A 12,100-nucleotide genomic window follows, 5' to 3' on the forward strand; every position below is an offset into this window, starting at 1 on the left:
AGTTACTCGTGGAAAATAGACCACAGGTAGTTACGCCGGGATGTAAAGCTGTTGTCGTAGGCACTGGTCGTTCAGGTCAGGCTGCTGCTGCGCTTTTGCATTCCCTTGGTGCTTCTGTACGTATTGTGAATATGAATGAGGAATCTGTTCCGGACTCCTTCCGTAAAGTAATAGCTGAGTGCGGTTTTGAAACCGCGTTCGGTCCTCATACCGCAGAGCAATTTGCAGGTGCAGATATTGTTGTGCCCAGTCCGGGCGTTCCTATGCTCAAGCTTGCTGCGTTTGTTCCTGAACAAGCTGTTGTGTTGGCAGAGATGGAGCTTGCATGGTCATGCATCCCCGATATTCCAGCCATCGCTGTGACGGGAACAAACGGTAAGACAACTACTGTCCGTCTTTGCGATGCAATGCTTCGCAAGGCAGGAAAGCGCGTGTTCCTTGGTGGTAACATCGGGACGCCGCTCAGTGAGTTTGTATTGGAAAAACAAACAGCGGATGTGCTTGTTTTGGAAGTCTCAAGCTTTCAATTGCAAACATGCCGTCACTTCCGCCCATCCGTGGGGCTGTTGCTAAACGTTACAGAAGATCACCTCGATTATCACCACGATATTCAAGAATACATTGATGCCAAGTTGCAAATGTTTTCCAACATGAAAGAGGGGGATGCGGCATTGCTTGGCGAAAATGTTCAGGCACTTGTTGCCAAGGCAGCGAATGCCGGACTTCAGCAGGCTGACGTCAGTGTATTTTCTGATACTGGACGCTTTGCATCCGCTTCATTGAAAGGTGAGCACAACCGATTGAATATGGAAGCTGCCTTTGCTGCGACCAGACAATTCGGAGTGTCGCTTGATGATGCTCTTGCAGCTGTAAAAGATTTTTCTGCTGCCCCTCATACGTTGGAAGTTGTTGCTGAAGGTAACGGAATTGTTTTTGTGAACGATTCTAAAGCGACAACCGTTGATTCTGTGCGGGCGGCACTGGAAAGCTTTGCAGAACCTGTATTGCTTCTTGCCGGTGGTCATTATAAAGGCGGCGATCTTACATCTCTTACTGATTTGCTGAAAAAGCATGTTCGTGCTGTAGGTCTGTATGGTGACAGCAAAGAGGTGTTTGAATCTGCTTGGACTGGCGTTGTTGATCTGGAGTGGCATGAGGCTATGGAAGATGCTGCCCGATCCTTGATGCAAAAAGCGCAGGAAGGCGACGTAATGCTGCTTTCTCCTGCGACGTCCAGCTTTGACCAATATGCAAACTACAAAGCACGCGGCGATGATTTTACACGAATTGCCCGTAACCTCAGTGAATAACATAAGAAAGAAGCCGAAATTCCGGCTAGGCGTGGAGTCATTGCATGGCTGATAAACGACAGGACACAACCATCTCACTAGACTGGATACTGTTAATTGCAGTCCTGTGTGTTCTTGCGTTCGGGCTGATAATGGTTCTGAGTTCCAGCGGCATTATGGCAGAGCGTAACTTTGGTAGTAAGTACCACTTTTTCCAGAGACAATTGATGTTTGCAGGCATTGGGCTGATAGTTATGGGCTTTTGCTCCATGCTGCCGAAACGCCTTATCTACGCGATGCACTATCCGTTGCTTGGTGCGACCATGTGCGCGCTGATAATTACGCTTTCCCCGTTAGGGGTAAAGGTAAACGGTGCAAGCCGTTGGATAAGTATAGGACCTTTTTCGGTTCAACCAATGGAATTTGCGAAGATTTCTCTGGTGCTTTACTTGTCGTATTTTTTCAGCACAAAGCAGGAACTTGTTAAAACGTTTTCCAGAGGTGTTCTTCCACCTTTCCTTATAACTGCTGTTTTATGCGGATTACTGTTGCTCCAGCCTGATTTTGGCGGCGCGGCAGTATTGGCAGCATTACTTTTCTTTATGTGCTGGTACGGGGGGACACGTCCTCTGTATCTAGGCGGTTCTGGTTTGCTCGCACTCGGTGCAGGGTATCTGCTTATTGTGCAGTCACCATACCGATTCAGACGTTTGCTGGCTTTTCTTGATCCTTTTAAGGACGCAGATAGCATCAGTTATCAGCTTGTACAGTCTCTGTATGCCTTCGGTTCTGGCGGATTCAGCGGACAGGGACTTGGTGCAGGTAAACAAAAACTGTTTTATCTGCCGGAAGCACATAACGATTTTATTATGGCTGTTGTCGGCGAAGAACTCGGTTTTCTAGGAATGTCCCTCTTTTTTCTGTTAATGGGAACAGTGCTGTTTAGAGCATTTGTTATTTCCTATAAGCAGACAGAACTTCGGGATAAATTTATCACCTTTGGACTGACTCTTATTATCTCTCTTGGCGCTGTGTTGAACCTAGCTGTAGTAATGGGTGCTGCTCCTCCAAAAGGAATTGCCATGCCGTTTATGAGTTATGGTGGTAGTAACCTTATTGCTATGCTGCTTTGCACTGGTCTCTTATTGAATTTTTCCCGTTCGCAAGTTGAGCGCGAAGAGTGGGGTAGAAAATGAAACGAGTAGTATTAACCACTGGCGGTACTGGCGGGCATGTTTTTCCTGCTTTGGCTGTTGCCGAAGAAATTCGTAGACGTTTTCCGAATGTTGAGTTTCTTTTTATTGGCGGAAAATACGGTCCAGAACGGCAGATGGTAGAAAAAGCAGGTATCCGGTTTGTAGGATTACCTGTACGCGGCGTACTTGGTCGCGGCATAAAAGCAATCGGCGCAGTGGTTGGGCTTGGTTTATCCACACTCAAATCTATGCGCATTATTCGTAGTTTTGCACCGGACGTTGTTATCGGCTTTGGCGGGTATGCTGCTGTTGCCGGATGTCTGGGTGGGAAAGCATGCGGTATCCCCGTAGCAATTCACGAGCAGAACTCTGTTCCCGGACTAACAAACAGATTGTTGAGCAAAATTGCACAGCGAATTTTTATCTCATTACCGGATGAACATGAATATTTTGAACCAGATTACACCGTCCTGACTGGTAACCCTGTACGTGCAGCCATTGCGGATATTCGCAGTGCATCAAAAAAGTATGACGCTGCTGCACCGTCTGTTTTGATTTGTGGCGGAAGTCTTGGCGCAAAAGCTGTGAACAGTGCAGTGGTGGATATGCTGCCTACTCTTAAAGAGCTTGGCTGTTCTGTCCATCATCAGACTGGCAAGGCGGATTATGAGCGTATTAAGTCCGCCTATGTTGCAGCGCAAATGCAGAACTGCATCGTTGAACCTTTTGTAGACGATATGGCAGCGGCGTACGCTTCTGCTGATCTGGTCATCTGTCGAGCTGGGGCAACAACCATTGCCGAGCTGACAGTTGCTGGAAAACCTGCACTGTTTATTCCTTTCCCTCATGCAACGCATAATCACCAAGTGCATAATGCCCGTTATCTGGAAACAAAGGGCGCTGCTGTTGTGGTGGAAGAACATGAGCTTGTTCAAAAAGATATGAACGCACTTGTGACTGAGTTATTGCAAAGTAACGAAACGCTCCAGTCTATGAGTGATGCAGCGAAAAAACTTGGTAGACCAGAAGCCGCAGCAAATGTTGTGAGCTGTATTCTTGATTTGCTGCCCAAAGCTCCCCTTGAATCTCTGGTGCATCCTTACAAGGATGAGCCGGAAACTAATGAATCAACGGATTAGAATATGATTTCTAAAATTAAAAATATTCACATGGTCGGCATTGGCGGTTCTGGTATGAGCGGCATTGCTGAAGTGTTACTTAATCTTGATTTCACCGTGTCCGGTTCAGACCTGTCTGACGGTGCACCTGTGCAGCGCCTTCGTGCTCTTGGGGCAACTGTTAATATTGGACACGCGGAAGAGAATATTACGGATGCACAGGTTGTTGTGCGATCTACAGCTATTTCTGAAGAGAACCCAGAAATCAAAGCAGCTGCAAAGCTGGGGATTCCTATTATTCCTCGTGCCGAGATGCTTGCAGAGCTTATGCGCTTGCGCCTTGGTATCGCCATCGCCGGAACTCATGGCAAAACGACAACCACCTCATTAACCGCAGCTATTTTTGACGAAGCTAATACAGACCCTACCGTTATCATCGGTGGTCGTTTGAATGCTTACGGTGCTAACGCTCGTTTGGGTGCAGGTGAGTTTTTGATTGCGGAAGCCGATGAGTCTGACGGCTCGTTCTTGTGTTTATTCCCGATTATCACTGTTGTTACCAATGTAGATTGCGATCACCTCGATTTTTACTCCGGTCAGGAAGAAATCGATGCTGCATTCATCCAATTTATGAACAGCGTTCCTTTCTATGGAGCTAACGTAGTTTGTGGTGATGATAAAGGGGTTCAGCGTCTAATCCCGCAAGTAAAACGGCGGGTTATTACCTACGGTTTCGATGAAGAAAACGATATCCGTGCTGTTGAAAAGTCCTGTAGGGAAAAATCAGAATTTACTGTTTTTGTGGATGGAAAAGAAGTTGGCGATGTGCTGCTTTCTCAACCGGGACGTCACAATATTTTAAATGCACTGGGCGCAATAGGTGTCGCAATTGAGTCCGGCATTGCCCCTGAAAAATGTATTTCCGGTTTGACGGGTTTTAATGGCGTTGGACGTCGCTTTGAGCGTAAAGGTGAACGTAACGGTATACTCGTTATTGATGATTACGGTCATCATCCTGTAGAGGTTGCAGCCACTATCCATACCGCTCGTCAGTGTTTTCCTGACCGCAGGCTGGTTGTGGCGTTTCAGCCGCACCGTTTCAGCCGCACGCAGGCGTTGTTCGGTCAGTTCTGCACTGCATTTGAAGGTGTAGATAAATTATTGCTGACTGAGATTTATCCAGCATCAGAATCTCCGATTCCGGGCATTAATGGCGAATCATTAGCGCACGGCATTCGACAGGCGTCTTCCACTAAGGTTGAATATTGTGAAGATTTCGCGGCTGTATCTGCAAAGCTACCGGATGAACTGAAAGAAGGTGACGTGTTTATTACCCTAGGCGCGGGCAACATTTGGACTGTCGGTCAAGGGTATTTGGACGGAGCTAACTAATGGCAATTACTGTTCACCAATCATTTTCATTCAGCAAACGTACGACGCTTCGCATGGGCGGCAACGCTCTTGCAGAGGTTGTGTTGACACATGCTGATGATTTTGAGCAGTTACCGGAAATTCTGCAATCGCTGGGTGGTGAGCCGCTTGTTATCGGGCGGGGTAGTAACTTGCTTGCCAAAGATGGTGACCTGCCCGTTGTAATAGTTAATCCGGCGATCACTAGTGAGCCTGCGTGTATTGAGGATTTAGGCGAAAGCGTTTTAGTATCTGTCGGGGCGGGCTACCGCCTGCCTCGTTTTTTACATTGGTGTGCTGCGAACGGGTACGCTGGGCTGGAAGGATTAGCTGGAGTGCCGGGAACTGTCGGTGGAGCTGTAGCTATGAACGCCGGATCGTACGGCTGTGAAGTTGCCGACTGTTTAGTCTCTGTAGAAGTTTTTACAAAAAAAACTGGCAATGCAGTGTTCAAAAAAACAGATGTTGTATTACAGTATAGACATTTTTCTATTCCGGCTGTAAACGATCAACCCGTTATATTGAACAGCACCTTCAAATTGCGTAAGAGTGATCCTCAAAAAATAAAAAATGTTATTGATGATAATCTAAAGAAGAAAAAAGCAACTCAACCCGTTTCTGCACATAGCGCAGGCTGTGTTTTTAAGAATCCAGAGCAAGGTGTTAGCGCAGGTAGATTGCTAGATGATGCTGGATTTAAAGGAAAAAATTTCGGCGGTGTTGCTTTTTCTCCGATGCATGCAAATTTTCTTATTAACATAAATAACGGCACAAGCGAGCAAGCGTTTGAGTTGTTACATACAGCACAACAGACTGTTTTGAACCAGTTCGGCTATTCATTACAGTTGGAAGTCAAAGTAATCGGATAAAGCATAATGGCTGCTAGAAGGAAAAAAAAAGCACCTTTACCCTTAGTGAAGAAAAGCTATAGACGTTTGTTTTCCGATTTTTTCCATGCAAAATCTACTTCTTTGTTGCTTTCTTGGGCGATAACCCTCTTTACTGGATCGGCATTTATTGTCATAATAAGTATTGGACTGTTATTCAGTTATCGTTTCATTACAAACAGTAGTTTTTTTGCGGTACAAAAAATTCAAATTTCCGGAAATGTTCGACTGGAACAAGATGATGTTTTGAATCTTGCTCATCTTAAAAGTGGTGACAATAGTATCGCAGTAAATATTTCAGAGATAGAATATAAACTGCTACGCAGCCCTTGGGTAGATAGCGTATCAGTTAAGCGTCAGTTGCCGGGTAATCTCGCCATTACCATTAAAGAGCGGGAACCGCGCTATTGGATGCGGCAAGAAAACCGTATCGTGTATGCAGATGAAAAAGGAAACCCCATTGACTATGTTGGCACGTATAAGTTTGCCTCCCTCCCTTTTTTGTCTGTAGATGCCGGAACAGAACATCTTTTGCAGCGTTTGCCGCAACTGCTGGCAGAACTTGATTCGTCAGGACTGCCGCTCGCATCGCAAAATGCTGCATGGATAAAGCTTAGCCTGAGCGGTGGTATTACGTTGTTTCTGGAATCGGAAAATATTCTATTGAGTATTGGAGTAGAAAACTGGACTTCTAACTTGCGCCATCTTGTCGCAACCATTGACGATATGAAGCGGCGTAGCGAATTTACAAATATTCGCAGCATTAAGGCGGAAGATCGAAATGTCTGGATTAATACTAGTACTTCCCAATCGGCAAGCTAGATAAAGAGGAGTGTTGCATGTCTAAATCAGACCTCATTGTGGGCCTTGATATTGGAACGACAAAGATTTGTGCCGTAGTCGGAGAGCCTTCTCCGAGCGGGGTCGATATTGTTGGCATCGGAACAGCTCCGTCCACTGGTTTGCGTAAAGGTGTAGTGGTAAACATTGAGCAGACAGTGCAGTCAATAAAGAAGGCTTTAGAAGAAGCTGAACTGATGGCTGGCTGCGAAATTGCCTCTGTGTATACCGGAATAGCTGGCAGCCACATCAAAGGATTTAACAGCCATGGCGTGATTGCTGTTAAAGGCGGAGAAGTGTGCAGTAGAGATGTGGATCGCGTGATGGATGCGGCGAAAGCTGTTGCTATTCCGCTTGATCGTGAAGTTATCCACACATTGCCACAGGAATTTATTGTTGATGATCAGCATGGTATTGCTGATCCGCTCGGCATGGCGGGCGTCCGTCTTGAAGTTAGGGTGCATATCGTAACAGGTGCAGTGACAAGCGCACAAAATATTGTACGTTCGTGTCACAGAAGCGGTCTTGATGTTTCCGATATTGTGCTCGAAGCATGGGCGTCTTCCAAAGCTGTACTTACAGCGGAAGAAAATGAAATTGGTGTTGCACTGGTCGATATTGGTGGGGGAACTACTGATATTGCTGTGTTTGCTGACGATTCTGTCAAGCATACCGCGGTGCTTCCACTTGGTGGACAAAATCTTACCAATGACATTGCTTTTGGTTTGCGTACTCCAATGGTGAGTGCGGAAAAAATTAAAATGAAGTACGGCTGTGCACTCGCTGAAATTGTGCAGGGTGACGAAGTTATTGAGGTGCCAAGTGTTGGCGGAAGAGAGCCACGGAAGCTTTCTCGTCAGGTTTTGGCAGAAATCTGCGAACCTCGTATGGAAGAGATCCTGACCCTTGTAGATCAGGAACTTATCCGTTCCGGCTTTAAAAACCTTATTGGTGCCGGTATCGTTTTGACTGGTGGCACTTCTCTTATTGAAGGCTGTCAGGAGCTTGGTGAGCAAATCTTCGGTCTTCCAACGCGAATTGGATACCCGCGCGGCGTAGGCGGTCTTAAAGATGTAGTAAACAGCCCTAAATTCGCAACTGCGGTTGGTTTACTTAACTATGGCTCTGAAAAAGAAGATTTTGATATCCATTTCAGTAGCAGTAGTCCTAATCGTGAAAGCACCATGTTTACCCGCGTGCTTTCGACAATGAAAAAATGGTTTACAGATGTCTCTTAGACGCTCCTGTAAGTAGTAATACGTTAATGGGTCTACAAGTAACCTAGGTATTGGCAAAAGGAGAGGCGTATGGAATTTCATGAAATTGAAAACGACAGCCAAGCGAAGATAAAGGTTGTCGGCGTTGGTGGCGGCGGAGGCAATGCTGTCAACAACATGATTAGCTCCGTACTGAAGGGTGTTACGTTTATTACTGCAAACACTGATGTACAGGCGCTGAACAATTCTCAAGCAGAAATTAAAATTCAACTTGGCGATAAACTTACTAAAGGTCTCGGCGCAGGCGCTAACCCTGCTGTTGGACGTGAAGCAGCTCAGGAATCTATTGACCAGATTCGCAATGCTATTGGCGAAGCGGATATGGTTTTTGTTACCGCTGGCATGGGGGGCGGCACCGGTACTGGTGCAGCACCTGTTATTGCACAGGTAGCAAAAGAAATGGGTGCTCTTACCGTTGGTGTAGTAACCAAGCCGTTCTTTTTCGAAGGAAAAAAGCGTCAGGAAGCTGCTGACGCTGGTATAGAGGCATTTCGTGAGCATGTAGATTCACTTATCACCATTCCAAACGATCGTTTGCTTTCTTTGGCTTCCAAAAAAGCAACTTTTGTAGAAATGCTCAAAAAAGCTGATGAAGTATTATACTTCGCAGTCAAAGGTATTTCTGACCTCATTATGGTTCCGGGTCTTATCAACCTTGACTTTGCTGACGTAAAAGCAGTCATGGGTGAGTCTGGCTTGGCTATGATGGGTTCCGGTAGCTCTATTGGTGAAGGCCGTGCGCGTGAAGCTGCAATGAAGGCTATTACCAGTCCGCTGCTGGAAGATGTATCCATTGATGGCGCTCGTGGTGTTCTTATGAACATTACTTGTGGTCCAGACCTTACCATTGATGAAGTCAGTGAAGCAGCTGGCGCAATTCAGGAAGCAGCACATGATGATGCACGTATCTTCTTTGGTACTGTATTTGATGATACTGTTGGTGATGAAATGCGTATTACAGTTATTGCTACTGGCATTGACACCATGGATACAGGTACCCAGGGAAACGGATCAGGCGTTGCGGTTAACAGCAATGGTGCACGCAGCGTAACGTCTCTTTCATCCGCGCGTGCTAGTGCACCGCGTGCTGAAGCTGCTCCAGCTCAGCAGGCACAAGCATATCAGGCTCCACAGTCACAGGCTCCAGCGCAGCCAGCTCCAGCAGCTCAGCCAACTCCGGCACAAGCACCTGCTTCAGCTTCTGCAACTCCGTCTGTTCAACCTGTACAGCCAGTACAACCAGTACAGCCTGTTCAGCCAGTAGAGCCGGTTCAGACTGCACCTCAGAGTGTCCAGCCTGCTCCTGTTCAAGCTGCGCCGCAGCCGGTTAGAGAGCCTGCTCCAGCACCGCATGTTGAACCAAAAATGGATATCACTCATCCAGAACCAGCACGCGAAGGATATGCTTTTAAGGCTGACGACACTAATGTGCCAACATACATTCGTCGCAGTGCACAGGCTGCACAGCGCGCACATAAAGTTCGTCATGCTCATGAGCCAGGAAAAGATACTTTTGTTTTCGAAGAAGACTTTGAAATCCCGTCTTTCATTCGTAAGCAAGCAGATTAAAAATGAAGGCGCACTTATGTGCGCCACTAAGATCGTCAGAGCTTGTTTTTTTCGGGGGAAAATAACGCTCTCTAGCGATCTTGCGTTTAAGATAGTAGACCCTGTCTCTGAGCAGTATTCACGCCTCTCTGCTTAGAAACAGTATGAAGCGCTGTTCGGTTTTACCGAACAGCGCTTTTTCTTTTTGAAGATAGAGTTGCAATGGGACTGGCTATTGATGCCGTTTTATGTGGAAAACTGCTCGCCCTTCAGCTTGCAAGGTGTCTGGTGTGGAGGCGCTGAAGATTTTAATATGCACGTTTGCTATAGATTTTGAAAGCATGCGTACCTCGCCTTCTCCTATTAAATCTTCCAGCATAGCTGGACGCTGATAATCTACTCGCAGGTCAATAGTCGCGGTTTTGTCTTCAGGGGCAAGGTGTGTCCATAAAGAAGATGCAGCAACAATATCAACAAACATCGCAGATATCCCACCGTGTAATATTCCACGTTCCATGTTCCCACCGAACTCAGGTTTATAAGGCAGTTGTAGCTTTATGAAACCGGGTTTGGCTTCAAGAACTTGGATGTTGAGAAACGAATGAAATGGGCTGCCGGATTCGATAAAGTCTATAAGTTCGTGATGAATATCGTTCATCGGTGTATTCTATGGATAAACATTCTTTCCTGCAATATGACTGAGAAGTTGTCTGCATCATTCATTCGGCAGATCACATGATTCTGTTCCAGTGGTTTCGCCAGTCGCATCTTCGCGCACTTTTTTCATGCGTTGTTGGGCATGTTGATTGAATATATGCAAAATTCCCATGCCGCCGTGTCCAAAGTAAAAGAGTACAAAAGGTATTGCCACAATGCGGTGGGCAGCGAGAATGTCCCATGATATATCCAGATTTTGAAGCCAGCAGACAAAAAAGAAGAAGCCCAAGGTGGTAAGGAGTAGCTGTATAATAAGTCCTAGTCCTTGTACTACTGCACCTAGTCCTCTAGGGCGTAACCTTGGAAGTTGCATTTGTTCAAGAATAATGAACGGGCGGGTTTCTTTATCTACTTTTTTTAGATCACTAACTTTGAGTCGTATCTGGAAAAGTGTTTTGAAATCATCTTTTATTTCGGCAAATTTTCCGAATGCATACGGATACAGCCATTCCAATCCTTTTCGTTTTATCACGTCGTAGCTGAAAAAAATTGTTACACCGAGCAACACAAGCCCGTTTAGCATGTGTAGCCATGTTGCAACAAAGTGGTATCCAATGTGCGAAACATTGCCGTCAGGTAAAAATGCTATAAATGGCGCAGCAATAAGCTGCACGGTTGTTCCTAGCATAATGTAAACGTGAGGGTATCTGATTCGTTTTAATCGCTGATGGGTTTTGAAATATGTGGTGAAAATGTTTCCAAAACACGAGGTTAAAAAGCTTAGTGATATTTTTTTGCGCCGCATATAGTTCTCCATATGTTGAATCGAACTATATTTTACGCAGTGTGGTAGCTGGCAAATAGGATTTTTTGTGAAAGCGAGTTGGGGGAAGAATGGCGGGATGCTGTGGTGGTGCAGGGGAAAACAAAAACCGAGGGGGTGTCGCCTTGTATGCGCTCCCCCTCGGTTAGGTTATTATGCATTACGAATTCACTTGAATTACATGAAAATTTTCTAGCTCGCGGCATCAAGCGTTGTAATGGTTGTCCAATCTTGTGTCTTTGCTTCTCGGTATGCACGCTGGAAATTACGCTTAACTTTCTGGCGAGTGAAGTATGGAATATATAAATTCAGTTGGCTACGATAGATGCGACGGTTTTTTTGAAAATCAATTAAAACAGGAGTGTTGTCGTCACGTACAAGAATATTCCTGAGTGCTACACCAAAGTGATCGAGCGAATGCTTGTGGAACACATCGCGTCGCAGCTGTTCTAATTTATGAAAGAATGCATCTGGCAGAGGAGTACCTTTGTAATGATCTAGACTTGGAGCTGTTGTTCCTTCGCTAGTCATAACTCGCTCCATAACAAGCCCTCGTTCTCCGCATGAGGTCATGTGCATGCCGTCAATGTGTACAAAGTTTTCTTTAAGTGCATCAGGTACATGCTTAATGATTTTTTGATAATTGGAGTATTCAAATTCAAGCATGTTATCGATGCCGTATTTTTTCTTTGCAACAAGATTCGGATCGGGCTTGTCACCACGGTAGCTACGGTGCGGTGCCAGCACTTTAACACACATATCCGGTGCATCTTTAACAACATAGATATTACTCCAGCCACCGACTGAAGAAATTAACTCGCCAAGTTCAATCATAATTCTCTCTATACAATCATTAAATACTACTGGGGCAAAGACTGGGTTGTAGCGTCTTGCAAAACACTTATCAAGCTCCAGTAAGGGGGATGTCCATAAACGGAAGATTTTATATGGAGGCGAGGAATGTTTTTCCCTGAGATAGGCGCGGGTAAGGTAGGCAGACTAACGTTGGGTATGTTCTTGGCACGTAAAAAAAGGTCTCGCAATTGCGAGACCTT

The 12,100-nt window shown here is 45.8% G+C and carries 11 protein-coding genes; 8 read left to right on the plus strand and 3 right to left on the minus strand.

What is annotated here, in order from left to right; all coding sequences use genetic code 11:
- Positions 1-8 precede the first annotated feature (8 nt).
- The 8 genes from murD to ftsZ all read left to right on the plus strand — a co-directional run bounded on the left by murD (position 9) and on the right by ftsZ (position 9,586).
- On the plus strand, positions 9-1,310 hold the full coding sequence (gene murD, locus N4A56_RS04965; RefSeq protein WP_295545449.1) for a UDP-N-acetylmuramoyl-L-alanine--D-glutamate ligase: 1,302 nt from the start codon (positions 9-11) through the stop codon (positions 1,308-1,310).
- Between the two features lie 44 nt (positions 1,311-1,354).
- Positions 1,355-2,485, plus strand: a complete 1,131-nt coding sequence (gene ftsW, locus N4A56_RS04970) for a putative lipid II flippase FtsW (protein WP_293670583.1) — start codon at positions 1,355-1,357, stop codon at positions 2,483-2,485.
- Positions 2,482-3,624 carry an undecaprenyldiphospho-muramoylpentapeptide beta-N-acetylglucosaminyltransferase gene (gene murG / locus N4A56_RS04975; RefSeq protein WP_295545451.1) on the plus strand — a complete coding sequence of 381 codons (1,143 nt, stop codon included), beginning with the start codon at positions 2,482-2,484 and terminating at the stop codon, positions 3,622-3,624. The genes ftsW and murG overlap by 4 nt, the downstream gene beginning before the upstream one ends.
- Before the next feature lie 3 nt (positions 3,625-3,627).
- Complete coding sequence (murC, locus tag N4A56_RS04980) at positions 3,628-4,995, plus strand: UDP-N-acetylmuramate--L-alanine ligase (RefSeq protein WP_293670585.1); 1,368 nt, start codon at positions 3,628-3,630, stop codon at positions 4,993-4,995.
- A complete protein-coding gene (gene murB, locus N4A56_RS04985) occupies positions 4,995-5,882 on the plus strand; it encodes a UDP-N-acetylmuramate dehydrogenase (RefSeq protein WP_295545453.1) in 888 nt (295 codons plus the stop codon). The genes murC and murB overlap by 1 nt, the downstream gene beginning before the upstream one ends.
- Before the next feature lie 6 nt (positions 5,883-5,888).
- Positions 5,889-6,722, plus strand: coding sequence for an FtsQ-type POTRA domain-containing protein (locus tag N4A56_RS04990; RefSeq protein ID WP_295545455.1), 834 nt, complete (start codon positions 5,889-5,891; stop codon positions 6,720-6,722).
- 17 nt (positions 6,723-6,739) lie between these two features.
- The gene (gene ftsA / locus N4A56_RS04995; protein ID WP_293670590.1) at positions 6,740-7,978 is read left to right on the plus strand and encodes a cell division protein FtsA; all 1,239 of its coding nucleotides are present in this window, start codon (positions 6,740-6,742) and stop codon (positions 7,976-7,978) included.
- Positions 7,979-8,047: 69 nt separating this feature from the next.
- The gene (gene ftsZ / locus N4A56_RS05000; protein WP_295545458.1) at positions 8,048-9,586 is read left to right on the plus strand and encodes a cell division protein FtsZ; all 1,539 of its coding nucleotides are present in this window, start codon (positions 8,048-8,050) and stop codon (positions 9,584-9,586) included.
- Between the two features lie 211 nt (positions 9,587-9,797).
- Here the strand turns inward: ftsZ and N4A56_RS05005 are convergent, their stop codons facing one another.
- The 3 genes from N4A56_RS05005 to N4A56_RS05015 all read right to left on the minus strand — a co-directional run bounded on the left by N4A56_RS05005 (position 9,798) and on the right by N4A56_RS05015 (position 11,879).
- Positions 9,798-10,223 (minus strand): PaaI family thioesterase, encoded by a 426-nt coding sequence (locus N4A56_RS05005; RefSeq protein ID WP_295545459.1) that lies wholly within the window; start codon positions 10,221-10,223, stop codon positions 9,798-9,800.
- A gap of 57 nt (positions 10,224-10,280) precedes the next feature.
- Entirely contained in the window at positions 10,281-10,910 is a 630-nt protein-coding gene (locus N4A56_RS05010) for a hypothetical protein (protein ID WP_295545460.1), read from the minus strand.
- A 327-nt stretch (positions 10,911-11,237) separates the two neighbouring features.
- Positions 11,238-11,879: a YrbL family protein gene (locus N4A56_RS05015; RefSeq protein WP_295545462.1), complete on the minus strand. Its 642-nt coding sequence runs from the start codon at positions 11,877-11,879 to the stop codon at positions 11,238-11,240.
- Between the last annotated feature and the right edge of the window lie 221 nt (positions 11,880-12,100).

The sequence above is a fragment of the Halodesulfovibrio sp. genome (assembly GCF_025210605.1).
Lineage (GTDB): Bacteria > Desulfobacterota > Desulfovibrionia > Desulfovibrionales > Desulfovibrionaceae > Halodesulfovibrio.

Excerpts from the sequence above, each read along its gene's own strand:
- ftsW (WP_293670583.1), top strand. The coding sequence starts at position 1,355 with ATGGCTGATAAACGACAGGACACAACCATCTCACTAGACTGGATACTG.
- murC (WP_293670585.1), top strand. The coding sequence starts at position 3,628 with ATGATTTCTAAAATTAAAAATATTCACATGGTCGGCATTGGCGGTTCT.
- murB (WP_295545453.1), top strand. The coding sequence starts at position 4,995 with ATGGCAATTACTGTTCACCAATCATTTTCATTCAGCAAACGTACGACG.
- murG (WP_295545451.1), top strand. The coding sequence starts at position 2,482 with ATGAAACGAGTAGTATTAACCACTGGCGGTACTGGCGGGCATGTTTTT.
- N4A56_RS05010 (WP_295545460.1), bottom strand. The coding sequence starts at position 10,910 with ATGCTAGGAACAACCGTGCAGCTTATTGCTGCGCCATTTATAGCATTT.
- N4A56_RS05015 (WP_295545462.1), bottom strand. The coding sequence starts at position 11,879 with ATGATTGAACTTGGCGAGTTAATTTCTTCAGTCGGTGGCTGGAGTAAT.
- N4A56_RS05005 (WP_295545459.1), bottom strand. The coding sequence starts at position 10,223 with ATGAACGATATTCATCACGAACTTATAGACTTTATCGAATCCGGCAGC.
- ftsZ (WP_295545458.1), top strand. The coding sequence starts at position 8,048 with ATGGAATTTCATGAAATTGAAAACGACAGCCAAGCGAAGATAAAGGTT.
- N4A56_RS04990 (WP_295545455.1), top strand. The coding sequence starts at position 5,889 with ATGGCTGCTAGAAGGAAAAAAAAAGCACCTTTACCCTTAGTGAAGAAA.
- ftsA (WP_293670590.1), top strand. The coding sequence starts at position 6,740 with ATGTCTAAATCAGACCTCATTGTGGGCCTTGATATTGGAACGACAAAG.